The following is a 25522-nucleotide window of genomic DNA, read 5'->3' as shown; positions in this document are numbered from 1 at the left end:
CGTCCGCTCGCGTCCGCGAACCGAAAACCTCCGCCGTGCGTTCTCGCGCGGGCGCCTGACGCCCGGCGAGCCCTCGAGGAGCGATGTCGCGGCGCAACGATACGATCGACTTCTGGCGGGGGCTCGTCCTCGTCACGATCACCATCAACCACATTCCCGGCAACGGGCTGGAGCACCTGACCCACCGCAATATCGGCTTCTCCGATGCGGCCGAGGCCTTCGTGTTCGTCTCCGGGCTGGCGCTGGCCGTCATCTACGGGCCGCGCATCGCGCGCGAAGGGATCGGACCGACGGCGCAGCGCAGTCTCGCCCGCGCAATCGAGCTCTACCGCACGCATCTTTCGCTCACCGCCTTCGCGATCGTGTCGTTCGCGGCCCTCGCCCTCCTCACCGGGACGGAGGAGCTGCTCACGGCCCACGGCCGGGCGCCCGTCTTCGAGAGCACGCCGGAGGCGCTCGTCGGCCTCGTCGCGCTCAGCTACCAGATCGGCTACTTCAACATCCTCCCGCTCTACGTCGCCCTGATGCTCATGGCGCCGGCGCTCTTCCTGGTGGCGCGGCGCTTCGGGACGGGATGGATGCTCGGCCTTTCGCTCGCGGTCTACGTCGCCGGCCGCATGCTGCCGCTCGACCTCCCCTCCTGGCCGGAGGGAGCGGGCGGCTGGTTCTTCGATCCGCTCACCTGGCAGCTCCTCTTCGCGCTCGGGCTCGCGGCTGGCCTGACCTGGCGCGGCGAGGCGCCGGCGCGCGTGCCGGCACTCGTCGGTGCCGCCGCGGCGATCGTCGCCGTCGCCTGGATCGTGATCACCGAGGCCTTCGGCGCGATGCCGGGCCTGCGCGGGCTCGTCATGCCCCACCTCGATCTCGGCAAGAACGAGCTCGGCCTCGGCCGCATCGTCCATTTCGCGGCTCTGGCCTATCTCCTCGTCGCGCTGCGGGTCGCCGACGTCGTCGGGCACGGGACGGTCGGCGCCGAGCTGAAGCGGCTCGGCCGTCACGGGCTGCCGGTCTTCGTCGCGGGATCGGTGCTGGCCGCGCTCGGCCAGGCGCTCACCATCGTCGCCGTGGAGCATCGCCTCGATGGCGTCGCGGTGATCGCGATGCTATACACGCTGGCCTCGATCGGCTTCCTCGTCCTGCTGGCGCGTCATCGCGAATGGTCCTCTCCCGTCTCTTCCGCGCCGGCGCCGCCGAAGGCCGCCCCTCGCGCGGCGCCTCTCGTGCCCGCACCGGTGCCGGTCCCCTCGCGATCCTCGCGCTCGCGGCGACCCTGATCGCGCCCCTCGCCCCGTGGACGACGCCCGCGCTGGCGTCGTCCTGCGCCGAGGTCACCGCCGTCACCCGGGCCGACACCCTGCCCCGTCTCCCGGCGGCGGGCGGTTTCCGGGTGCTGGCGATCGGCTCCTCATCCACTTTCGGCACCGGCGCGAGCGCGCCGAGCCTCACCTATCCCGCACGGCTCGAGGCGCTGCTGCGCGCCCGCATCGCGCGCGAAGACGTCGTCGTCGTCAATGCCGGCATCCCCGGCGAGACCGCGGACGCCACGCTCGACCGTTTCGCGCGCCTCCTAGCGCAGGAGCGCTTCGATCTCGCCATCTGGCAGGTGGGGACGAACGATGCTTTGCGCGGCGTCGCGCCGGACGAGTTCGCGGCGCGGCTGGAGCGGGGCGTCGCGCTCGCCCGCGACGGTCGCGTCCCGCTCCTCGTCGTCGACCCGCAATACTTCCCCGGCATCCCGGACAGGGTCGCCTACGAGCGCACGGTGCGGCTCGTCGGCGATCTGGCTGAGGCCCGCGGCGTCGCGGTGCTTCGCCGCTACGACGTCATGCGCGCCTGGGCGGACCGCTCGGAGGCGCATCTCGCCTCCATGCTCTCGGGAGATCGCTTCCACATGGGCGACGCCGGCTATGCCTGCCTCGCCGACCTGATCGCGGACGCGCTCGTCGGCGCCGATGGGCGGACCGCCTTCGCGGAGTGAGCGAGCGCGGGCGCCGAGCAGAGGGATCGCCCGCGCGGACGCGTTACGGCAGCTGCAACAGACGGCATCAGCGCGTCGTGCGCGCCCCTCTCAGATCGGCCAGCGTCCGCTGCAGACGCGCCGCCTGCGCCTCGTCGGTGGCGAGCGCCAGCGCGCGGGCGACGGCGCCGTGCGCCTCCTCGACGCGGCCGAGCTGCGCGAGCAGCGCGCCGTGGACGTCGTGGAAGGGCAGGTAGCCGTCGAGCGCGCCGGCCAGCCCCTCGACGAGGGCGAGCCCCGCCTGCGGTCCGAAGGTCTTCGCCACCGCGACCGCGCGAGAGAGGCGCACGACCGGCGTCGGCTGGACGCGCTCGAGCATGGCGTAGAGGAGCGCGATGCGCCGCCAGTCGCAGCCGCCTCCGTCTCGCGCTGGGACATGCTCGGCGGCGATGGCGGCCTGGAGGACGTAGGGTCCCGGCGGGCCGGCGGCCTGCGCCCGCGCGAGGAGCGCGAGCCCTTCGGCGACGACTGCCTCGTCCCATCGGCGTCTCTCCTGCGCCTCGATCGGGACGATCGCCCCATCCGCGTCCGTGCGGGCGCCGGCGCGGGCGTGGTGGAGCAGCATCAGGGCGAGCAGGCCGTCGAGCTCCGGCGTTCCGGGGAAGAGCGCCGCGAGGAGCCGGGCGAGCCGGATCGCTTCCGCGGCCAGGGTCACGCGCGGGTCGCCGGGGCCGCGACCGCAATGCCCCTCGTTGAAGAGCAGGTAGAGCGCCGCCGCCACCGCCGAGAGCCGCGCCTCGCGCTCCTCGGCGCTGGGCACCTCGAAGCAGATGCCGGCCTTGGCGATGGCGCGCTTGGCGCGCGTGATGCGCTGCTCCATCGCGCTCTCGGAGACGAGGAAGGCGCGGGCGATCTCCGCGACGCCGAGCCCGCAGACGATCTTGAGCGCGAGCGCGATCTGATGCGGCGGCGGCAGCTCGGGACGGCAGCAGACGAAGAGGAGCCGCAGCACGTCGTCGCCGCAGCCGGCATCGTCGAGCCGCTCGACGAGCGGCGCTTCGGCGTCGGAGACGTCGGAGAGCGCGTCCTCCGGCGGCAGCGGCACGTCGCGCGACCGGCGCCGCACGCGATCGGTGCCGGCGTTGCGCCCCACGAGAACGAGCCAGGCGAGCGGGTCCGCCGGCATGCCGCGCTCGGGCCAGGTGGCGAGCGCGCGCAGGCAGGCCTCCTGGAAGGCGTCCTGCGCGGCGTCGAGGTCCCGGAACCGGCGCAGCAGCGCCGCCAGCGCGCGCGGCCGCGCCGTCGTCAACGCATCGGCGATCGCGCTCGTCTCGGGCATCGGGGGCGCTCCGCGGGGGACAGGCGACCGAGGACGCACGAGCACGGCGCGTCCCGACACGCGATCATGCTCCGTTCGGGCTGCGACCGCCAGCCGCAGGTGACGTCCTCACGTCGCGTCCTTCGCGTCGGCGATGACGATCCACGGTGCGCCGAAGCGGTCCTTCGTCATGCCGAAGGCGGGCGACCAGGACGTCGCCGCCATCGGCATGCCGACCTCGCCGCCCTCCGCGAGCGCCGCGAACAGGCGCTTCGCCTCGGCGACGCTTTCCACCTCGAGCGTGATCCAGGCGCTGCGCGGTGTCTCGTAGGGCATGGACCAATGCATGTCGCCGCCCATGAGCACCTGGTCGCCGACCCGCAGCTGCACGTGGGCGAGGTGGTCCTTCGCGTTCGCGGGGATCTCGCCCATGCCGGGAAGGTCGGCGAAGGGGAGCATCACGAGCTCGCCGCCCAAAAGCTCGCGATAGAAGGCAAAAGCCTCGCGGGCGCGCCCGTCGAAGCTGATGTTGGCCGAAATGCGCATGCTCGCCTCCCCGCGCTCACATCTCGACGAAGGGCGTGAAGCCGCCCCAGATCATCCGCTTCGTGTCGAAGGGCGGCGCCTCCATGCCGGGCTTGAGGCGGGGGTCCGCCATGACCTTCTGCAGGATCTCGTCGCGTGCCGCCCGCGAGGGGTAGACGATCCAGGAGAAGACGACGATCTCCTCCTCGGTCGCCATCACGGCGCGCGGGAACGAGGTCAGCTCCCCGTAGGCGACGTCGTCGGCGAGCGCCTCGACGTAGGCGAGCGCGCCGTATTCCTTCCAGATCTCGCCCGCGACCCGCGCGAGCGCTTCGTAATCCGTGAGGCGGTCCTTGGGGACCGCGATGATGAAACCGTCGACGTAGGCCATGGCTCGTTCTCCTTGTCCGCGCCGAGGACGCGGCAACCGGGGCTCGCCCGACATCGTCGCGATCCTCGGCTCGGGCGAGGCGTCTTCGCACCCTCGTAACCATTCGCCGACGAAACGTCTCGCGACCGCCCTCGCACGCCTGCGGTCGGCGTGAAGCTATCGGTTCGTTAGCGAACTCACGCTTCCATCCCGTGAAAACGGGAGGAGTTTCGTGTTCCGACGTTTCGTACGCCGCGGCAGGCCCACCTTCACGGCCTACCTCATCGCGCTCAGCATCGCGCTCTCGGCGCCGCTCCTCGTGTTCGCGGGCGTGCTGTCGCACAAGCTCGCCGATCGCGAGCGGGCGGAGGTGGAGCGCGGCGTGCTCGACGCGGCGAGCGAGATCCGGCGCGCGACGGACGATCTCGTGGCCGAGACGGTCGCGGGCCTGCGCATCCTCGCCGCGTCGCGCTCGCTCTGGTCTTCCGACCTCTCCCCCTTCTACGCCGAGGCCCTCGTCGCCGGCCGCGAGCTCGGCGGGCACGTGGCGCTCGCCGAGGCGAACGGCGAGCGGCTGATCTACACGCGCGTGCCCTGGGGCACGCTCCTCGCCAACGAGGACGGCGGCGCGACGGTGGAGACCGTCGTGCGCACCGGCGCGCCCTCCGTGTCCGGGCTCTTCGTCTCGCCGCAGACGGGCGAGCGGATGGTGTCCATCGCGGTCCCGGCGCGTGCGGGAGACGTGACGCGTCGCGTACTGAGCCTGGAGATCCCCATCGAGCGCCTCCTCGCGGTCATCCGCGAGACGGGCGTCGGCGCGCCGCATTGGGGGTCGATCTCGGATGCGAACGGGATCGTGCTCGCCCGCAGCGAGGAGAACGCCGTCTTCGCCGGGCGGCGGCTGCCGGGCTTCGACGAGCTGACGGAGAAGGCCGGCTCCTGGCGTGGCGCGAACTTCCTCGGCGTGCCCGTCTTCGGCGCCTACGAGCGCTCGGACGTCACGGGCTGGACCGCGGGCGTCGGCATCTCTGAGGACGTGCTTCTCGCCCCGCTCGCGGCCTCGCGGCTGCGCCTGCTCGGGCTCGGCGCGCTGGTGCTAGCCGTCACCACGGCGGTCGCGTTCCCCATATGCCAGGACATCGCCTCGAATTTCGCGCGCCTCACCGACATGGCGAAGCGGCTCGGCATGGGCCAGCCGCTGGAGGCGCCGGCGATCCATGTCGCGGAGGCGCACACGATCGCCGCAGTCATGGCGCGCGCCTCGACCCATCTCGCCCATCGCAGCGAGCGACTGCGCGAGGCGAAGGACGAGCTCGAGGCGCGCGTCGAGGCGCGCACGCGCGAGCTCACCGAGCAGACGGCGCTCCTCCAGACCACCCTCGACCACATGGACCAGGGCCTCGTCATGGTCGACGAGGACGGTCGCGTCTCCGTCTGCAACAGGCGCGCCGTCGATCTCCTCGACCTGCCCGAGGACCTCGTCGCCCGCAATCCGACGGTCGCGGAGCTGCACGCCTACCAGCTGGAGAACGACGAATTCCGTCGGGCCGAGGACGCCGAGCGAGTCAAGGAGCTCTACGGCGGGGGCGCCTTCAAGGCGCGCCTCTACGAGCGCACGCGCCCTAACGGCACCGTGCTCGAGATCCGCACCGTGCCGCGCCCCGAGGGCGGCGCCGTGCGCACGTTCACCGACATCACGGCGCGCAAGACGGCCGAGGCCGAGCTCGCGCGGATGGCCCGCCACGACGCGCTGACGGGCCTGCCCAACCGCACGAGCCTGCGCGAGCGCCTCGACGAGCGCCTCGCGGAGGCGACGCGGCACGACCGGCCGTTCTCCGTCCTGTGCCTCGATCTCGACCGGTTCAAGATCGTCAACGACACGATGGGCCATCACGCCGGCGACGTGCTCTTGTGCCAGGTGGCCGAGCGCCTGCGCCAGGTGGTGCGGCGGGAGGACCACGTCGCGCGGATCGGCGGGGACGAGTTCGTCCTCGTCTGCCCGGACGGCGCCGAGGGCTCCGGCGCGGAGGCGCTCGCGCGCCGCATCGTCGCCGCGCTCGCCGAGCCCTTCCTCATCGCCGACCAGACGATCGCCATCGGGGTGAGCATCGGCATCGCCCGCGGCCCGCAGGACGGCGCGGAGATCGACGACCTGCTCAAGGCCGCGGATCTCGCGCTCTACCGGGCGAAGGCGGACGGGCGCAACACCTGGCGCGCCTTCTCGCCGGAGATGGATGCGGCGCATCTCGAGCGGCAGATGCTGGAGATCGAGCTGCGGCACGCGCTCGCGCGCGGCGAGATCGCGCTGGCCTACCAGCCCATCGTCGACATCGAGACCGGCGCGGTGACCGCCGTGGAGGCTCTGTGCCGCTGGACGCATCCGCGTCTGGGCCCCATCTCGCCCGCGCGCTTCATCCCGCTCGCGGAGGAGACCGGGCTCATCGCCGCGCTCGGGGAGTACGTGCTCGACGCCGCCTGCCGCGACGCCGCCTCCTGGGAGACGCCGGTGCGGGTCGCCGTCAACGTCTCCGCCATGCAATTCGCCCGCGGCGACCTCCACGCGAGCGTCGTCGCCGCGCTTTCGCGCACGGGCCTTCCGGCCGACCGGCTGGAGCTCGAGATCACCGAGAGCGCGCTCATGGACGGGCCCGCCGTGCTCGATCTCCTGCACGGCCTGCGCCGGCTCGGCGTGCGCCTCGCCATGGACGATTTCGGCACGGGCTATTCCTCGCTGAGCTATCTGGAGCGCTTCCCCTTCGACAAGCTGAAGATCGACGGCTCCTTCGTGAAGAAGATCACCCGCCCGGAGACGGACGCCATCGTGCGCGCCATCGTCGGGCTGGGCGACCGGCTCGGCATGACGATCACCGCCGAGGGCGTGGAGACGGAGGAGCAATTGCGCCTCGTGCGCGACGTCGGCTGCGGCGAGGCGCAGGGCTTCCTTCTCGGCCGCCCCGGCCCCGCGGACGTCATCGCCCAGCGCCTCCGCAGAGACCGCTCGAAAGCCGCGTGACCCGGAAGACGATCGCGCTCGCGCGGCGCGCTTGGAACCCTCGCCATATCGGCGCCTTTCCGCTCTCGTAGGATCGTGTGACCGCATGATCGTGCAGGCCGGCGCAAACGAGAGAGGGGCGAACCATGACACGCGCGAGACTTCGGCTGACGATGGCCGCGTTCGCCCTCTTCCTGGCGAGCGTCCTCGTGCCCGGCGTCGCGTACGCGGTGCCGGTCGCGACGACGACGCAGCTGAACCTGCGCGCCGGTCCCGGCGTCGGCAGCCCGGTGGTCGCGGTGATGCCCCCGGGCGAGGTGGTCGAGCTGCGCGGCTGCCAGGGCACCTGGTGCTTCGTCGTCTATCGCGGGAGGCTCGGCTGGGCGAGCGGGCGCTACCTCGTGCGCATCCCCTTCCGGGCGCAGCCCCGCGGCGGCCTGCCGCTCCTCGACTGGCTCGCGCCCCGTGCCGAGCCGCCGACCGCGCGGCTCGCGCCGCCGCCTCCCGGGACGGCGTTGCCGCGGGTGATCGAGCCGCCTGCGACGCCCGCGCCCGAGCCGAGGCGCGAGCGCCGCGTGCGGCGTCCCTCCCCCGCGCCGACGCCCGAGCGCGGCGCGCCCCCGCGCGACGGCGGCGTCCTGCGCGACGCGGCTCCCACGATCACGGTCCCGCGCCCCGACGCGTCGCCGCCGGAGCCGGAGACGTCGCCCGGCACCGCAGCACCGCGATCGACACCGCGGGCCTCGGACGAGACGCAGGAGACGACCGGCGAAAGCGGCGGCGAGCCCCGCCGCCGGCTGCATCGCGGCAACGCGACGACCGGCGGGTCCGGCTCGGACGTGCTCTAGGCCGAGCGTGACCTTCGCGAACGCTAGGGAAGGCTTCGGGCTCAGGATCGGTTAACCGAATGACGCCTAAGCTCGGCGCGCTGTCGCAACGGACCCCCGAACGATGCCCGGCCAGAGGCCAGACCCGACGAACATGTCCCGCCAAGAGGACGCCCCCACCTCGCACGATGCCCTGCTCGCGGCCCTCCACGCCGCCGAGGAGACCATCGCCGTGCAGGGGCGCGCCCTCGCCCACAGCCGCAAGGTCTTCGCCCGCGCCTCCGAGGCCGCGAAGATCGGCGTGTGGGAGTGCGACCTCGCCACCCAGGCCATCACCTGGACGGACGGCGTCTACGACATCTTCGACATTCCCCGCGGCGAGCCGGTGGACCGCGCCCGCGCGCTCGCGGCCTACGACCCGGCCTCCGCGCGCGAGCTCGAGGCGGTGCGCTCCGCCGCGATCGACGCGCGCACGGGCTTCAGCCTCGACGCCAGGATCCGCACCGAGCGCGGCAACGTCCGCTGGATGCGCGTGACCGCGAGCATCGAGTGCGAGGACGGGCGCGCCGTGCGCATCTTCGGCATGAAGCAGGACATCACCGAGGAGAAGACGCTCGCCGAGCGCACCCGCTTCCTCGCCGAGTGCGACCCGCTCACCGGTCTCGCCAATCGCGCCCTCTTCCATGCCCGCCTCGCAGACGCCCTGACGTCGGGCACCGAGGGCCTCGCCCTCCTCCTCGTCGACCTCGACGGCTTCAAGGCGGTGAACGACACCTACGGGCATCACGCGGGCGATCTGTGCCTCGTCGCCGTCGCGGAGCGGCTGCGGGACGCCTGTGGGGCGGACGCCCTCGTCGCACGCATCGGCGGCGACGAGTTCGCGATCCTCGTCGCGGACGTCGACGTGGAGGCGCTCGCCGCACGGATCGTGGAGGATGCCGAGCGGCCGATCCCGCACGGCGCCTCGGCGCTGAAGCTCGGCGCCTCCGTCGGCATCGCGCGCGCCGCCGACGCGATGGGGCGCGAGGCGGAGCTCTTCACCGACGCCGATCTCGCGCTCTACGCGGCGAAGCGCACCGGGCGCGGCTGCTACCGCGTCTACGATCCCGCCATGCGGCGCGTGGAGAACGCGCGGATCGCGGTGATCGGCGCCGTCTCGGACGCCCTCGCGGCGGGGCGGCTCGATCTCCACTACCAGCCGCTCGTCTCGCTTCCCTCCGGCGCCGTCCTCGGCAGCGAGGCGCTGCTGCGCCTCGCGACGCCCGAGGGCGACCTCCTTCCCGCCCGCTCCCTCGCCGCCGCCTTCGAGGACGCCGATCTCTCCCGGCGCATCGGCCGCTTCGTCCTGGAGCGCGTGCTCGACCAGGCCGCGCGCTGGGCGCGCGGCGGGCTGCGCCACGGGCGTATCTCGATCAACCTCGCCGAGGAGGAGGCGCGCGCGGCCGATTTCGCACCGACGCTCCTCGCGGGGCTGGAGCGCGCGGGGCTCGCGCCCGGCGCGATTGCGGTCGAGGTCCCCGAGGACGTCTTCGCCCGGGCCGATCCGGACCTCGTCGCAGCACTCGCCTGCCTTCGGGCGAACGGCGTGCGCATCGCCATCGACGATTTCGGCGCCGCCTTCGCGTCCCTGGCCCAGCTGCGCTTCTGCCCGGTGGACATCGTCAAGGTCGACGCCGCGTTCGTTGGCGCCCTCGATCCCGGCAGCTCGGAGCGGATCGTCGTCGAGGCGCTCGTCCACGCCGCGAGCGGCCTCGGGGTCGAGCTCGTCGCCAAGAACGTCGAGAGCCGCGAGCTCGGCTCGCGCCTCTCGGCCATCGGCTTCTCCGCGGCGCAGGGGCACGCCTGGCACCCGGCGCTGCCCGCGAGCGACCTCGCGCGGCTCCTGCCGACGGACACCGCGGACATCGTGCGCGTCGCCTGAGGCGCGCGAGATCCGTGGCCCGGCAGGTTCCTGTCCCCGACCGCCCCTCTCCCATCCCTCTCGTTACGTAAGCTCCTGCATCCACGCAACCTCGCTGCGCAGTGCACGGCTATTCACCGTCGCGCTTGCGGGTGATGGGGCCAACGGATAGTTTACATCTAATCCGTCGTGGGAGACGGAGCGATCTGCCGGTCCACGGCAGCAGGGAGACTATCCGCTCATGATCAAGACCATGCTCAAGGCGAGCGCCTTCTCGATCGCGCTGGCCACGGCTCTCGGTGTGACGGGCGCGCCGGCGCTCGCTCAGGAGGTCGTCTACAATCGCGGCAACGACACCGATCCGTCGTCGCTCGACCAGCACAAGACGTCGACGGTCGCCGAGGCGCACCTCTTGCGCGACCTCTACGAGGGCCTCGTGGTCTACAATTCCGAGGCCGAGGTGATCCCGGGCGTCGCGGAGAGCTGGGAGGTCTCGGAGGACGGCCGGGTCTACACGTTCACGCTTCGCGAGAACGCGCGCTGGTCGAACGGCGACCCCGTCACCGCGGGCGACTTCGTCTTCGCCTTCCGCCGCATCCAGGATCCGGCGACGGCTGCGGGCTACGCCAACATTCTCTATCCGATCCTCAACGCCGAGGCGATCAACCGCGGCGACATGCCCAAGGAGGAGCTCGGCGCCCGCGCGATCGACGATCGCACCCTCGAGATCACCCTCGAGAACGCGACGCCCTACTTCATCGAGCTTCTGACGCACCAGACCGGCCTGCCGCTGCACCAGGCCTCCGTCGAGGAGCACGGCGACGCCTTCACGCGCCCGGGCAACCTCGTCACGAACGGCGCCTACACGCTCGAGAGCTTCACGCCGAACGACCGGATCGTGATGCGCAAGAACGAGAACTTCCACGACGCCGACAACGTGCAGATCGACGTCGTCAACTACATCCCCTTCGAGGAGCGCGCCACCTGCGTGCGCCGCTTCGAGGCCGGCGAGGTGCAGTCCTGCTCCGATTTGCCCTCCGAGCAGATCGCGGATCTGCGCGAGCGCCTGGGCGATCAGGTCCGGATCGCGCCCTATCTCGGCACGTACTACCTGCCGGTGAAGGTGCCCAAGGAGACGCTCGGCGATCCGCGCGTGCGCGAGGCGATGTCCATGGCCATCGACCGCGTCTTCCTCGCCGAGGAGATCTGGCAGGACACGATGGTCCCGGCCTACTCGCTCGTGCCCCCCGGCACGAACAACTACGTCGAGGACGCTCCGCAGCTGGACTACGCCAAGACGGACATTCTCGACCGTGAGGACCAGGCCATCGCGCTGCTCGAGGAGGCCGGCATCGGCCCCGGCGAGCTGACCGTCGACCTGCGCTACAACACCTCCGAGAACAACAAGAACACCATGACGGCGGTGGGCGAGATGCTGCGCAACATCGGCATCGAATCGACCCTGACCGAGATGGAGGGCGCGACCTACTTCAACTACCTGCGCGAGGACGGCGACTTCGACGTCGCCCGCGCCGGCTGGATCGGCGACTACAACGACCCGCAGAACTTCCTCTTCCTCTACGAGTCGGACAACCTCGGCTTCAACTATCCGCGCTGGGCGAACGAGGAGTACGATCGCCTGATGCAACAGGCCGAGACCGAGACGGACCTCCAGGCCCGCGCCGAGATCCTGGCGCAGGCCGAGCGGCTCTTCCTCTCGGAGGTGCCGGCGATCCCGATCCTGTTCTACACCTCCAAGGCCCTCGTCTCTCCGCAGCTCTCGGGCTGGGAGGACAACATCATGAACGTGCACGGCACGCGTTTCCTGTCGCTGTCGAACTGACGCGACGCACCCGTCCCCGCGCGCGGCACGCGCCGCCGCGCGCGGGAGGCTTTCCGGCCGCGGGCCGCGCGTCCCGCCCGCGCGCACGGCGCATCCAGGACAAGAGACATGCTCGGCTTCGTGCTCCGGCGCCTCGCCGGCGCCATCCCGACGATCTTCATCGTCGTGACGCTCGCCTATTTCATGATCCGGGCGGCGCCCGGCGGCCCGTTCGATCTCGAGCGGCCGCTCGACCCCTTGATCATGGAAAACCTCAACGCGGCGTTCAATCTCGACAAGCCGCTGTGGCAGCAATACCTGCTGTATCTCGGCAACCTGCTGCAGGGCGATTTCGGGCCGAGCTTCACGCGCCGCGACTTCTCCGTCGCCGACCTGTTCGCGGTGGGCCTGCCGGTCTCCGTGACGCTCGGCGGCCTCGCGCTCCTGCTCGCGCTCGTCGTCGGCGCCTCCCTGGGCGTGCTCGCGGCGCTGCGCCAGAACAAGGGCGCGGACTACGCCGTCGTGGGCATCGCGACCTTCGGCATCACCATCCCGAACTTCGTCGTGGCGCCGATCCTGTCGTTGCTCTTCGGCGTGTGGATGGGCTGGCTGCCGGCGGGCGGATGGGGCACGCCGGCGCACATGGTGCTGCCGGTCGTCACGCTTGCGCTGCCGCAGATCGCCATCATCGCCCGCCTCACCCGCGGCGCGACGATCGAGGCGCTGCGCTCGAACCACGTGCGCACCGCGCGCGCCTACGGCCTGCCGACCCGCGTCGTCGTGATCACGCACACGCTGCGCGCGGCGATCCTGCCCGTCGTCTCCTATCTCGGCCCCGCCGCGGCGGCGCTGCTGACCGGGTCCGTCGTCGTCGAGACGATCTTCGGCATTCCCGGCATCGGGCGCTACTTCGTCCAGGGGGCGCTCGCGCGCGACTACACGCTCGTGATGGGGACCGTGGTGGTCATCGCGATCTTCGTCGTGATCTTCAACCTGCTCGTCGACATCGCCTACGCGCTGCTCGACCCGCGCGTCCGCTACGAGCGCTGAGGAGGCACCCATGCAGATGCGCATCGATCCGGCCGCCTCCTCCGACGATCTCGCCCGCGAGGTCGCGGACGCGGGCGCCGCACGCTCGCTGTGGCAGGACGCCTTCATCCGCCTTCGGCGCAACAAGGCCGCGGTTGCGAGCGCCATCGTGCTCGCCTTCTTCGCCTTCGTCGCCGTGTTCGGGCCGGCGCTCGCGCCCAACCCCTACGACGAGGTGTTCCCGCAATACGTGCGCGTCCCGGCGAGCCTGGAGGCCTATCCGCGCGCCGACAGCATCGTGCCCGAGTTCGAGAGCGTGCTCGCCCGCGCCCGGGTCGATGTCGGCGAGATCACGCTCGACGGCGGCACGATTTCCGCGCCGATCGTCACCGATCGCGGCATCGATCCGCGCTTCGTGCGCTTCGTGGAGCGCTCGGACCTGTTCACCAATGCCCGCATCGAGGAGGTCTCGCCCGACGAGACCCGCGCCGTCATGGTGGCCGACGTCAAGCGCACGTACTTCTTCTTCGGCACCGACGCCAACGGCCGCGATCTCTTCGCGCGCACCATGATCGGCGTGCGCATCTCGCTCGCCATCGGCCTGCTCGCCTCCCTCACCGCACTCGTCATCGGCGTCACCTACGGCGCGGTGGCGGGCTTCCTCGGCGGGCGGATCGACGGCGTGATGATGCGCTTCGTCGACATCCTCTACTCGCTGCCGTTCATCTTCTTCGTGATCCTGCTCGTCGTGTTCTTCGGCGGCAACTTCGTGCTGATGTTCCTCGCGGTCGGCGCGATCGAATGGCTCGACATGGCCCGCATCGTGCGCGGCCAGACGATCTCGCTCAAGCGCCAGGAATTCGTGCAGGCGGCGGAGGCGCTCGGCGTCAAGCCCGGCGGCATCGTACGCCGGCACATCGTGCCGAACACGCTCGGGCCCGTCGTCGTCTACCTCACGCTGCTCGTGCCCAAGGTGATCCTGCTCGAGAGCTTCCTCTCGTTCCTCGGGCTCGGCGTGCAGGAGCCGCTGACCTCGCTCGGCGTGCTCATCTCGGAGGGCGCCGCCAACATGCAGGGCGCGACCTGGATGCTGATCTTCCCGGCGATCACCCTCATCGTCATCCTCTTCGCGCTCAACTTCCTGGGCGACGGCCTGCGCGACGCGCTCGACCCGAGGGACCGCTGATGAACGCGATGACCAACGATCCCGTCCTCACGGTGCGCGGCCTGAAGGTCGCCTTCGAGACGAACGACGGCCTCGTCGAGGCCGTGCGCGGCATCGACCTCGACGTCCATCGCGGCGAGACCGTCGCCATCGTCGGCGAATCGGGCTCGGGCAAGAGCCAGTCGATGATGGCGGCCATGGGACTGCTGGCCTCGAACGGGCGCGCCTCGGGCCAGGCGCTCTATCGCGGGCAGGACCTGGTGGGCATGCGCGAGCGCGACCTCAATCGCATCCGCGGCGACAAGATCACGATGATCTTCCAGGAGCCGATGACCTCGCTCGATCCGCTCTACCGGATCGGGCGCCAGCTCGCCGAGCCGATGATCCACCATCGCGGGCTCTCCAGGCGCGAGGCGCGGGAGAAGGGCATCGCGCTCCTCGAGCGCGTCGGCATCCCCGACCCGCAGCGGCGTATCGATTCCTACCCGCACGAGCTCTCGGGCGGCCAGCGCCAACGCGTGATGATCGCGATGGCGCTCGCCAACGACCCCGACCTCCTCATCGCCGATGAGCCGACCACCGCGCTCGACGTCACCGTGCAGGCGCAGATCCTCACGCTGCTCGCCGATCTCCAGCGCGAGCGGGGCATGGCGATCGTGTTCATCACGCACGATCTCGGCATCGTCCGGCGCTTCGCGAGCCGCGTCTACGTCATGCGCCGCGGCGAGGTGGTGGAGAGCGGGGCGACGCGCGAGGTCTTCGCGAACCCGAGCCACCCCTACACGCGCATGCTCATCGACGCCGAGCCCGCGGGGGCGAAGGAACCGCCGCCGGCGGGCGCGCCGCTCGCGCTCACGGGAGAGAACGTGCGCGTCTCCTTCGACATCGGCGGCGGCTTCCTCAAGGGCCCGTCCGTGGCCCTGCGCGCCGTCGACGATGTCACCGTGCGCGTGCGGGAGGGCGAGACGATCGGGATCGTGGGCGAATCGGGCTCGGGCAAGTCGACGCTCGGGCGCGCGCTGCTGCGGCTCCTGCCGAGCGAGGGCCGCGTCGTCTTCATGGGCCGCGACATCTCGATGGCCGACAAGGCCGCCATGCGCCCGCTGCGCAAGGAGTTGCAGCTCGTCTTCCAGGACCCGTTCGGGTCGCTGTCGCCGCGCATGACGGTCGGCCAGATCGTCACCGAGGGCCTCCTCGTCCACGAGCCGGGCATCTCGGGCCGCGAGCGCGACCGCCGGGCGGTGGAGGCGCTGCGCGAGGTCGATCTCGATCCGGCCATGCGCAACCGCTACCCGCACGAATTCTCCGGCGGGCAGCGCCAGCGCATCGCCATCGCCCGCGCGGTCATCCTCAAGCCCCGCGTCGTCGTCCTCGACGAGCCGACCTCGGCGCTCGACCGCTCGGTGCAAAAGCAGATCGTCGAGCTCCTGCGCGACATCCAGTCCCGCTACGGTCTCGCCTACCTCTTCATCAGCCACGACCTCGCGGTCGTGCGCGCCATGTCCGACCACGTCGTCGTGATGAAGACCGGGCGCGTCGTCGAGGAGGGCCCCACCGCCGCGATCTTCGACCGTCCCGCGAGCGAGTACACGAAAAGCCTCATGCACGCGGCCTTCTCGCAGGAGGACTTCCACGTCGAGGCCATGCGGGTGGCGCAGGGCGGGTGAGCCCGCGCTCCTCCGCGACGACCTTCGCATCCCCGCACCGCGCACCGCGTTATGGTCGTGCGCGCCGTGATTGACCGGGCGCGTGAGATATGTCAGCATTGCTGACGTAAAACTGCGCGACGAGATCGGGAAAACCGACGGGCGCGGATCGAGGAGGAGGATGCCATGGACGAGGTACGGCTCGATCGCGAGACCGCCGCCGCCGAACGCGCCGCGGGCGCCATCGGCGAGGTGCTCGAGAAGACCTCGCTGCGCGAGGTTTCGCTCGACGACAAGTACGACCTCGGCAAGGAGCGCGTCTTCCTCACCGGCACGCAGGCGATCATCCGCATGCTGCTGATGCAGCGCGAGCGCGATCGCCTCGCCGGGCTCGACACCGCGGGCTTCGTCTCCGGCTATCGCGGCTCGCCCATCGGCGGGCTCGACCTCAACCTGTTTCGCGCCAAGAAGCAGCTCGCCGCCGCCAACGTCGTCTTCCAGCCGGGGCTCAACGAGGAGCTCGCGGCCACCGCCGTGTGGGGCTCCCAGCAGGCGCAGATGCGCGGCGAGGGCAAGCACGACGGCGTCTTCGGCGTCTGGTACGGCAAGGGCCCGGGCGTCGACCGCTCCGGCGACGTCTTCCGCCACGCCAACATGGCGGGCTCGGCCGCGAACGGCGGCGTGCTGGCGCTGATGGGCGACGACCACACGGCGGAGAGCTCCACCGTCGCGCACCAGTCGGAATTCCACTTCGTCGACGTGATGATGCCGATCCTGAACCCCGCGGGCGTTCAGGAGATCCTCGATTACGGCCTGCACGGCTTCGCCATGAGCCGCTTCACCGGCGCGTGGGTGGCCTTCAAGTGCGTGAAGGACAACATCGAATCGACGGCCTCCGTCGACGCCTCGCTTGGGCGCGTGAAGATCGAGATCCCCGACGATTTCGTGATGCCGCCGGGCGGGCTCAACATCCGCGCGGGCGACGGCATCCTCGAGCAGGAGGCGCGCCTCCACGACTTCAAGCGCGACGCGATGCTCGCCTACGTGCGCGCCAACGGCCTCAACAAGCTCGTCCTGTCGGGCGGGCGCACGCCCAAGATCGGCGTCATCACGGTCGGCAAGTCCTATCTCGACGTGCGCCAGGCCATGGACGAGCTCGGGCTGGACGAGGTCAAGGCCAACGACATGGGGCTTCGCCTCTACAAGGTCGCCTGCCCCTGGCCGCTGTCTCGAGCCGAGCTCGTCGACTTCGCCCGCGGGCTCGACCTCGTCATGGTGGTGGAGGAGAAGCGCTCCCTCATCGAGGTCCAGGTCCGCGAGGAGCTCTACGGCACGACGGACCAGCCGACCTGCATCGGCAAGAAGGACGAGGAGGGCCGCTGGCTCTTCCCGGTCAAGGGCGCGCTCGATTCGAACGACATCGCCGTGGCGATCGGCGAGCGGCTCCTGCGCTACCATTCCAACGACGATCTCGCCGGGCGCGTGGCGCGCATCCGCGAGGCGCAGGAGGTGCTGGCGACGACGACCGACGTCGGGACCCGCACGCCGCATTTCTGCGCCGGCTGCCCGCACAACACCTCCACCAAGGTGCCCGACGGCATGCGCGCCTATGCGGGCATCGGCTGCCACTACATGGTCCAGTGGATGGAGCGCGGCACGCAGGGCTTCACGCAGATGGGCGGCGAGGGCGCGAACTGGATCGGCGAGGCGCCGTTCTCCAAGCGCGGCCACGTCTTTCAGAACCTCGGCGACGGCACCTACAACCATTCGGGCATCCTGGCGCTGCGCTGGGCGGCGCACACCAAGACGAACATCACCTACAAGATCCTCTACAACGACGCCGTCGCCATGACGGGCGGCCAGCCCCACGAGGGCGCGCTCACCGTCGACATGATCGCGCGCCAGGTGCGCGCGGAGGGCGTCGAGCGCATCGCGCTCGTCACCGACGAGCCGGACAAGTACCCCAAGACCGTCAAGTGGCCGGAGGGGATCACCATCCATCACCGCGACGAGCTCGACCACGTCCAGCGCATGCTGGCCGAGATCGGCGGCGTGTCGGTGATGATCTACGACCAGACCTGCGCCTCCGAGAAGCGCCGGCGCCGCAAGCGCGGCACCTATCCCGATCCCGACAAGCGCGTGATCATCAACGAGCTCGTCTGCGAGGGCTGCGGGGATTGCTCGGTGCAGTCGAACTGCGTCGCCGTGCAGCCGCTCGAGACCGAGTTCGGGCGCAAGCGTCAGATCGACCAGTCCAACTGCAACAAGGACTTCTCGTGCGTGAAGGGCTTCTGCCCCTCCTTCGTCACGGTGGAGGGCGCCAAGCCCAAGAAGGCGAAGGTGTCGGGCTCCGCCGACGCGCTGCCCGAGACGATGCCCGAGCCGACGATCCCCGGCATCGACCGCACCTGGAACTGCATTGTCACGGGCGTCGGCGGCACCGGCGTCGTGACGATCGGCGCCATCCTCGGCATGGCGGCGCATCTCGAGGGCAAGGGCTGCGGCATGATCGACATGGCCGGCCTCGCCCAGAAGGGCGGCGCGGTCTATTCGCACGTGCGCCTCGCCAACACCCCCGAGGAGATCCACGCCATCCGCGTCGCGGCGGGCTCGGCCGATCTCGTGCTCGGCTGCGATCTCGTCGTCACCGGCATGAAGAAGGTGCTCGCCGGCGTCTCGGCCGGGCGCACGCATCTCGTCGTCAACACGGCGGAGACCTTCCCCGGCGACTTCACCCGCAATCCGGACTTCTCGCTGCCGGCCGCGCGCCTTCGCCGCGAGATCGAGCGCCATGCAGGCGGGCGCATGCTCGACTTCCTGGACGCCACCGCCATCGCCACCGCCGTCCTCGGCAACGCCATCGCCGCCAACATGATGATGCTCGGCTTCGCCTACCAGAAGGGCGCGATCCCGCTCGCGGGCGAGGCGATCGAACGGGCGATCACGCTGAACGGCGAGGCCGTCGCCATGAACATCGAGGCCTTCCGCCTCGGCCGGCGCGCGGCGGCGCATCCCGAGGGCCTCGCCGCCCTCGTCGCCTCCCTCAAGGCGCCGACGCCGGTGCGCACCCTCTCCGAGACGCTCGACGAGGCGATCGCCCGGCGCGTCGACTTCCTCACCGCCTACCAGTCGAAGCGCTACGCGCAGAGCTACGAGCGGCTCGTCTCCAGGGTGCGCGAGGCGGAGGCCGACAAGGTGCCGGGCGCCGACCAGCTCTCCTGGGCGGTGGCGCGCAACCTCTTCAAGCTCATGGCCTACAAGGACGAGTACGAGGTCGCGCGGCTCTATTCGGACGGCTCGTTCCAGCGCCAGCTGGAGCAGACCTTCGAGGGCGAGAACCTCAAGCTCACCTTCCACCTCGCCCCGCCGATGATCGCCCCCAAGGACGAGCACACCGGCCTGCCCCGCAAGGTCACGTTCGGGCCGTGGATGATGAAGGGCTTCTCGCTGCTCGCCCGCTTCAAGGGCCTGCGCGGCACGCCCCTCGACGTCTTCGGCTACACGCACGAGCGGCGCACCGAGCGCCGCCTCGTGAAGGAGTACCGCGCCACGATCGAGGAGATCCTCGCGCGCCTCTCGCCGCAGACCCACGTGACGGCGCTCGGCCTCGCCTCGCTGCCGGCGAAGATCCGCGGCTTCGGCCACGTGAAGGAGCGCAACCTCGCCGCCGCGGAAGCGGAGAAGGCGGTGCTGCTGGAGCGCCTGCGCGACCCGCAGGGGCCGGAGATGGCGAAGGCGGCGGAGTAGGCCATTCCGCAGATCTCGTCCGACAGGCCTCGTCGATCGCGCATGCCCGTGTGATTATGTCGCCGTTCACGCAACATTTGAACGCAACGTTGACGGTCCGCGTGCGATCAAGCTCCTGCACGTCGAAACGAGCAGGAGCACGAACGATGCAAACGCAAGCGGTGAACGGCGGTGGAGCCGGACCGGCGGTCAAGGACAAGACACTGGGCCTGATCGTCTACGGCCTCTATCTGGTGGGCTTCTTCACCGGTGTCAGCGCGCTGATCGGTGTCATCATAGCGCACGTGCGTCGCGCCGAGGCGGATCCGGTGACGGCGACCCATCTCGATTATCAGATCCGCACGTTCTGGATCGGCCTCGCGATGCTTCTCGTCGGAGCTCTGCTCTCGCTGGTGCTGATCGGCTGGTTCGTTCTGCTCTTCTGGGCGGTCTGGACGATCGTCCGCTGCGTCAAGGGAGGCCTGCGGCTGAACGACGGCCTCCCGATTCAGGACCCGCGCGCCCTTCTCTGGTGAGCGCTGCTGACGCGTGCCGTCGAAGTATCTGACCGGTCGTTGAATCGGCCATCGGCAGGAGCCCCGCGCACCCCGGCGCGGGGCTCGTTTCGTTTGCGCGTCGCAACATCGGGATGCGCGCTGCAGCGCAGCATCGTGACGGGCGCGCGCGGCTTTCGATCGCCCAATTCACAACGGATTACGGCCTTTTCGCGACCGCAGCATCTTCCCTAACAGTACTCAAGTGCAGCGCAGCATCATGGTACGAATGTCTAGTGTACTTAGCAGTCATTCATTCTGGATACCGACGATCTCGTGAGCTAGCGTCCAATCATGCCCAAAGGAAGACTGGCCCGATCCAGCGTGCATGCATCCAATCGAGCGAATGTTTCGGGAGGAACTCGATGAGCAAGCTCACCTTCACCAGGCGCGGGTTGATGAAGACCACCGCCGCGGTCGGCGCCGGTCTCGCCATGCCGCATCTCTTCATCCGCGGCGCGAACGCCTTCACCAACGAGCCCGGCAGCGGCAGCGTCACGCTCGGCTTCAACGTACCCCAGTCCGGCCCCTATGCCGACGAGGGCGCGGACGAGCTGCGCGCCTACATGCTGGCCGTCGAGCACCTCAACGGCGAGGGCGACGGCGGCATGCTCTCGACCTTCTCCTCGAAGGCGCTCGAAGGTGCGGGCATCCTCGGCCGCAAGGTCGAGTACGTCACCGGCGACACGCAGACGAAGTCGGATGCGGCGCGCGCCTCGGCGAAGTCCATGATCGAGAAGGACGGCGCCATCATGATCACGGGCGGCTCGTCCTCGGGCGTCGCGGTGGCCGTGCAGGCGCTCTGCCAGGAGGCGGGCGTCATCTTCATGGCGGGCCTCACGCATTCCAACGACACGACGGGCAAGGACCGCAAGGCCAACGGCTTCCGGCACTTCTTCAACTCGTACATGTCGGGCGCGGCGCTGGCGCCGGTGCTCGAGAACGCCTACGGCACGGACCGCAAGGCCTACCATCTCACCGCCGACTACAATTGGGGCTACACGACCGAGGAGGCGATCCGCACCGCCACCGAGGCCATGGGCTGGGAGACGGTGGAGGCGGTGAAGACGCCGCTCGCGCAGACGGACTTCTCGTCCTACATCGCGCCGGTGGCGCAGTCGGACGCCGACGTGCTGGTCCTCAACCATTACGGCGGCAACATGGTCAACTCGCTGACCAACGCCGTCCAGTTCGGCCTGCGCGACCGCATGGTCAACGGCAAGAACTTCGAGATCATCGTGCCGCTCTACTCGCGCCTGATGGCCAAGGGCGCCGGCGAGAACGTGAAGGGCATCTTCGGCTCGACCAATTGGCACTGGACGCTCCAGGACGAGGGCTCGCGGGCCTTCGTGCGCTCCTTCGGCACCAAGTACGGCTTCCCGCCGAGCCAGGCGGCGCACACCTGCTACGTGCAGACGCTCCTCTACGCCGACGCCGTGCAGCGCGCGGGCTCGTTCAATCCCTGTGCGGTCGTCGAGGCGCTGGAGGGCTACGAGTTCGACGGTCTCGGCAACGGCCCGACGCTCTACCGCGCCGAGGATCACCAGTGCTTCAAGGACGTGCTGGTGGTGCGCGGCAAGGAGAACCCGGAGAGCGAGTTCGACCTCCTCGAGGTCGTCGAGGTGACCCCCGTCGAGCAGGTCACCTACCCGCCGGACCATCCGCAATTCGCCGGAGGCCAGCTCGGCGTCTGCAATCCCGGCGCCTGAGCCGGCACCCATCCGCCAGGCACGGCCGGTCGCGCGCTCCCGCGCGGCCGGCCTTGCGGTCCGAACGGACGCGATCCGAGACGGAACATCATGGACGCCATCATCCTCCAGGTCCTCAACGGCCTCGACAAGGGCTCGGCCTACGCGCTCATCGCGCTCGGCCTGACGCTCATCTTCGGCACGCTCGGGGTCGTGAACTTCGCCCACGGGGCTTTGTTCATGCTGGGCGCCTTCTGCGCCGTGACGCTCAACGTCATCCTGCGCGCGTCCTTCACCACGATCGACGAGACGCGCACGGACTTCCTGGGCAATCCGCTCAAGGTCGAGACGCCCTACGTCGAATACTGGTTCGGGCCGGAGGTCGGCGGCTCCATCATCGAATGGTCGGTGCCGCTCGCGATCCTGTTCGCGATCCCCGTCATGGCGCTCGTCGGGATCGCCATGGAACGCGGGCTCGTGAAGCATTTCTACAAGCGCCCGCACGCGGACCAGATCCTCGTGACCTTCGGGCTCGCAATCGTGCTCCAGGAGATCATCAAGGCCTTCTACGGCGCGAACCCGATCCCGACGCCGGCGCCCGACGCGTTCTCCGGGTCGTTCGATTTCGGCGCGCTCGTCGGCTTCGACGCGGGCTCGATCATCTATCCCTATTGGCGGCTCGTCTATTTCGGCTTCGCGGCGGCGGTGATCGCCGGCGTCTTCGCCTTCCTCCAGTTCACCACCTTCGGCATGGTGGTGCGCGCGGGCATGGCGGATCGCGAGACGGTGGGGCTGCTCGGCATCGACATCGACCGGCGCTTCACCTTCATGTTCGCGCTCGCCGCCATCGTGGCGGGCCTCGCCGGGGTGATGTACGCGCCCATCAACGCGCCGAACTACCACATGGGCATGGACTTCCTCGTCCTGTCCTTCGTCGTGGTGGTGGTCGGCGGCATGGGCTCGCTGCCCGGCGCCGTGCTCGCGGGCTTCCTGCTCGGCATCCTCGAGAGCTTCGCCTCGATGGCCGCCGTGGTGACGCTGCTGCCCGGCATCAACCAGGTGATCATCTACCTCGTCGCCATCGTCATCCTGCTGACGCGGCCCCGCGGCCTGATGGGCCGCAAGGGCGTGATGGAGTGAGCCCCATGCTCGGTCTCGGCGCCAAGGACACGCGTCTCTTCCTGATCGTGATCGGGCTGACGCTCTTCGCCCCCTTCCTGCTCAACCCCTTCCCGGCGGATTCGAGCCTCGCGCAGTTCAACGCGGGCTATCCCGACCTGATGCAGCGCTTCGTCATCTTCGGCATCTTCGCCATCGGCTTCAACATCCTCTTCGGCCTGACGGGCTACCTCTCCTTCGGCCACGCGGCCTTCCTCGGGGTGGGCTCGTATGCCGGCGTGTGGATGATGAAGCTGCTCACGATGAACGTCGTGCCGGCGATCCTCATGTCGGTGATCTTCGCCGGGCTGTTCTCGCTCCTCGTCGGCTGGATCTCGCTGAGGCGATCGGGGATCTACTTCTCGATCCTCACGCTCGCCTTCGCGCAGATGTCGTTCGCGCTGGCCTATTCCGTGCTCACGCCGATCACCAACGGCGAGACCGGCCTGCAGCTCGCCCTCGACGACCCCCGCGTGCTCGGCGTCAGCCGCACGGAGGCGGGCTCGATCCCGCTGACCCACTTCTTCGGGCTCGAGATGCGCGACGGGTTCGACTGGACGATCGGTGGCTGGGTCTTCACCTTCAACGTCGGCTACTACCTGTCGGCACTGGTGATGGTGGCGGCGTTCTACGTCTCGATCCGCATCTTCCGCTCGCCCTTCGGCATGATGCTCAAGGCGGTGAAGTCCAACCAGCAGCGCATGCTCTACACGGGGCTGAACCCGCGCCCCTACACGCTCGCCGCCTTCGTGATCTCGGGCATGTATGCCGGGCTCGCGGGCGGGCTCATGGTGGCGATGGACCCGCTCGCCGGCGCCGAGCGCATGCAATGGACGGCGTCGGGCGAGGTCGTGCTGATGACGATCCTCGGCGGCGCGGGCACGCTGATCGGGCCGGTGCTCGGGGCGGGGCTGATCAAGTATTTCGAGAACATCTTCTCGAAGATCAACTCCAACGTCCTGCACCAATGGTTCGGCTTCCTGCCGGACGGGCTCGAGGACGCGCTCGTCTTCGTCGTCTACCCCTTCGTGGGCAAGGGCTGGCACCTGACGCTCGGCATCGTCTTCATGCTCGTCGTCATCTTCCTGCCGGGCGGCCTCGTGGAGGGCGGGCAGCGCATCGGGCGGCTGTTCCGGCGCGGGCGGTCGTCGTCCTCGAAGCACGAGCGCACGGCCGCGACGCCGTCCTCCCACGCGGCGGAGTGATCGACATGGGTCTCCTCGAGGTCAAGCACGTCAACAAGAGCTTCGGCGGGCTCAAGGCCCTCACCGACGTCAATCTCGACGTCGCGCAGGGCTCCGTCCACGCCATCATCGGGCCCAACGGCGCGGGCAAGTCGACGCTGCTCAACACGCTCATCGCCAAGCTCGCGCCGGATACGGGCTCGGTGACGTTCGACGGGCGCCCGCTGGTGGGCATGACGCCCCACGAGATCAACCAGGTCGGCGTCTCGCGGGTGTTCCAGACGCCGGAGATCTTCGGGGAGCTGACGCTTCTCGAGAACGTCATGATCCCCGCCTTCGCCCGGCGCGACGGCGCCTTCGGCCTGCACGCCTGGAACCAGGTGATGCGCGAGGGCGCCATCCGCGAGAAGGCGATGGCGCTCCTCGCCGAGCTCAAGCTCGACGGCAAGAGCCACGTCGAGGCGCGCCACCTCTCCCGCGGCGACAAGCGCCGGCTGGAGCTCGCCATGTGCCTGGTGCAGGAGCCCAAGCTCCTGCTGCTGGACGAGCCCACCGCCGGCATGTCGCGGGCGGACACGAACCGCACGATCGACATCCTCAAGGAGATTGCCGGGCGCGGGCTGACCATGGTCGTCATCGAGCACGACATGCACGTCGTGTTCTCGCTGGCGGACCGCATCTCGGTGCTGGCCCAGGGCGCCATCATCGCCGAGGACCTGCCCGAGAACATCAAGGGCAACCCGAAGGTCCAGGAAGCCTATCTCGGGGGAGCGCATCTGTGAGCGACACCATCGACAAGCAGCCGAACACCAAGCAGCCGGACGCCGCGCCCGCGGCGCGCCCCGCGCGCGGCGGCGCCCTCCTCGGCGACGAGGTGTTCACGCGCCACGGCGAGGGGCCCCCGCCGCGAAACCTCGCGGAGCACGCCTATTTTTCCGTGTGGGACCTGCACGCCTATTACGGCGAGAGCTACATCGTGCAGGGGGTCTCCTTCCAGGTCCGCGAGGGCGAGATCCTGGCGCTGCTGGGCCGCAACGGCGCGGGCAAGACCTCGACCTTGCGCGCCATCGCCCGCGTCGACGAGCCGGCGGTGCGCCACGGCGAGATCTGGCTCGACCACAAGCCGCTCCACGCCATGAAGGCGCACGGCGCCGCGCAGAGCGGGGTGGGCCTCGTGCCGGAGGACCGGCGCATCATCCAGGGCCTCACCGTCGAGGAGAACCTGCAGCTCGCCCAGATCGCGCCGCCCGTCGGCTGGTCGATCGAGCGCATCTACGATCTCTTCCCGCGGCTCGGCGAGCGCCGCAAGCAGGAGGGCACGACGCTCTCGGGCGGCGAGCAGCAGATGCTCGCCATCGGCCGGGCGCTCGCGCGCGACGTGAAGCTGCTCTTGCTCGACGAGCCCTACGAGGGCCTCGCGCCCGTCATCGTGCAGGAGATCGAGCGCACGCTCGAGGAGATCAAGCGGCTGGGCATGACGACGATCATCGTCGAGCAGAACGCCATCGCCGCTCTCCACCTCGCCGATCGCGCCATCATCCTCGACATGGGCGAGATCGTCTTCGACGGCACGGCGAAGGAGGTGCTCGACAATACCGAGCTGCGGCAGGAATACCTCGCGATCTGAGGCGACGTCCGCCGGGCGCACGCCGCGCCCGGCG

Annotated in this window: 19 protein-coding genes; 16 read left to right on the top strand and 3 right to left on the bottom strand. The window is 70.1% G+C overall.

The annotated features are described in order from the left end of the window. Window positions 1-83 precede the first annotated feature (83 nt). Together IEX89_RS18180 and IEX89_RS18175 are read left to right on the top strand one after the other, a co-directional pair. Window positions 84-1274, top strand: a complete 1191-nt coding sequence (locus IEX89_RS18180; RefSeq protein ID WP_188914665.1) for an OpgC family protein — start codon at window positions 84-86, stop codon at window positions 1272-1274. Then, entirely contained in the window at window positions 1157-1978 is an 822-nt protein-coding gene (locus IEX89_RS18175) for an SGNH/GDSL hydrolase family protein (RefSeq protein ID WP_188914664.1), read from the top strand. The genes IEX89_RS18180 and IEX89_RS18175 overlap by 118 nt, the downstream gene beginning before the upstream one ends. Before the next feature lie 67 nt (window positions 1979-2045). Here the strand turns inward: IEX89_RS18175 and IEX89_RS18170 are convergent, their stop codons facing one another. From IEX89_RS18170 to IEX89_RS18160, 3 genes are all read right to left on the bottom strand, one after another. Beyond that, complete coding sequence (locus tag IEX89_RS18170; RefSeq protein ID WP_188914663.1) at window positions 2046-3296, bottom strand: RNA polymerase sigma factor; 1251 nt, start codon at window positions 3294-3296, stop codon at window positions 2046-2048. Between the two features lie 108 nt (window positions 3297-3404). Then, window positions 3405-3821 carry a VOC family protein gene (locus IEX89_RS18165; protein ID WP_188914662.1) on the bottom strand — a complete coding sequence of 139 codons (417 nt, stop codon included), beginning with the start codon at window positions 3819-3821 and terminating at the stop codon, window positions 3405-3407. 16 nt (window positions 3822-3837) lie between these two features. Then, on the bottom strand, window positions 3838-4191 hold the full coding sequence (locus IEX89_RS18160; RefSeq protein ID WP_188914661.1) for a DUF1428 domain-containing protein: 354 nt from the start codon (window positions 4189-4191) through the stop codon (window positions 3838-3840). 211 nt (window positions 4192-4402) lie between these two features. Here IEX89_RS18160 and IEX89_RS18155 point away from each other — a divergent pair, with 211 nt between their 5' ends. The 14 genes from IEX89_RS18155 (at window position 4403) to IEX89_RS18090 (ending at window position 25488) form a co-directional block, all read left to right on the top strand. Further along, a complete protein-coding gene (locus IEX89_RS18155; protein ID WP_188914660.1) occupies window positions 4403-7183 on the top strand; it encodes a bifunctional diguanylate cyclase/phosphodiesterase in 2781 nt (926 codons plus the stop codon). 152 nt (window positions 7184-7335) lie between these two features. After that, entirely contained in the window at window positions 7336-8010 is a 675-nt protein-coding gene (locus IEX89_RS18150; protein ID WP_188914659.1) for an SH3 domain-containing protein, read from the top strand. Window positions 8011-8143: 133 nt separating this feature from the next. Beyond that, window positions 8144-9910, top strand: coding sequence for a putative bifunctional diguanylate cyclase/phosphodiesterase (locus IEX89_RS18145; protein ID WP_188914658.1), 1767 nt, complete (start codon window positions 8144-8146; stop codon window positions 9908-9910). 232 nt (window positions 9911-10142) lie between these two features. After that, window positions 10143-11732: a peptide ABC transporter substrate-binding protein gene (locus IEX89_RS18140; RefSeq protein ID WP_244645565.1), complete on the top strand. Its 1590-nt coding sequence runs from the start codon at window positions 10143-10145 to the stop codon at window positions 11730-11732. Between the two features lie 108 nt (window positions 11733-11840). Then, a complete protein-coding gene (locus IEX89_RS18135) occupies window positions 11841-12761 on the top strand; it encodes an ABC transporter permease subunit (protein ID WP_188914656.1) in 921 nt (306 codons plus the stop codon). Window positions 12762-12777: 16 nt separating this feature from the next. Further along, window positions 12778-13926 carry an ABC transporter permease gene (locus IEX89_RS18130; protein WP_188914702.1) on the top strand — a complete coding sequence of 383 codons (1149 nt, stop codon included), beginning with the start codon at window positions 12778-12780 and terminating at the stop codon, window positions 13924-13926. 8 nt (window positions 13927-13934) lie between these two features. Next, a complete protein-coding gene (locus tag IEX89_RS18125) occupies window positions 13935-15572 on the top strand; it encodes an ABC transporter ATP-binding protein (RefSeq protein ID WP_188914701.1) in 1638 nt (545 codons plus the stop codon). Between the two features lie 165 nt (window positions 15573-15737). Continuing rightward, complete coding sequence (locus IEX89_RS18120) at window positions 15738-19298, top strand: indolepyruvate ferredoxin oxidoreductase family protein (RefSeq protein WP_188914655.1); 3561 nt, start codon at window positions 15738-15740, stop codon at window positions 19296-19298. Window positions 19299-19444: 146 nt separating this feature from the next. Next, on the top strand, window positions 19445-19813 hold the full coding sequence (locus tag IEX89_RS18115) for a DUF4870 family protein (protein ID WP_188914654.1): 369 nt from the start codon (window positions 19445-19447) through the stop codon (window positions 19811-19813). Window positions 19814-20196: 383 nt separating this feature from the next. Then, entirely contained in the window at window positions 20197-21540 is a 1344-nt protein-coding gene (locus tag IEX89_RS18110; RefSeq protein WP_188914653.1) for a substrate-binding protein, read from the top strand. Between the two features lie 90 nt (window positions 21541-21630). Beyond that, on the top strand, window positions 21631-22659 hold the full coding sequence (locus tag IEX89_RS18105; RefSeq protein WP_188914652.1) for a branched-chain amino acid ABC transporter permease: 1029 nt from the start codon (window positions 21631-21633) through the stop codon (window positions 22657-22659). A gap of 5 nt (window positions 22660-22664) precedes the next feature. Then, window positions 22665-23882, top strand: a complete 1218-nt coding sequence (locus tag IEX89_RS18100) for a branched-chain amino acid ABC transporter permease (RefSeq protein WP_188914651.1) — start codon at window positions 22665-22667, stop codon at window positions 23880-23882. Between the two features lie 5 nt (window positions 23883-23887). Beyond that, window positions 23888-24643 (top strand): ABC transporter ATP-binding protein, encoded by a 756-nt coding sequence (locus IEX89_RS18095; RefSeq protein ID WP_188914650.1) that lies wholly within the window; start codon window positions 23888-23890, stop codon window positions 24641-24643. 92 nt (window positions 24644-24735) lie between these two features. Then, window positions 24736-25488: an ABC transporter ATP-binding protein gene (locus IEX89_RS18090; RefSeq protein WP_188914700.1), complete on the top strand. Its 753-nt coding sequence runs from the start codon at window positions 24736-24738 to the stop codon at window positions 25486-25488. The last annotated feature ends 34 nt before the right edge of the window (window positions 25489-25522 follow it).

The sequence above is a fragment of the Salinarimonas ramus genome, assembly GCF_014645695.1.
Lineage (GTDB): Bacteria > Pseudomonadota > Alphaproteobacteria > Rhizobiales > Beijerinckiaceae > Salinarimonas > Salinarimonas ramus.
Note: the sequence above shows the minus strand (reverse complement) of the source record. Positions and strands in the feature narration are given on the sequence as shown.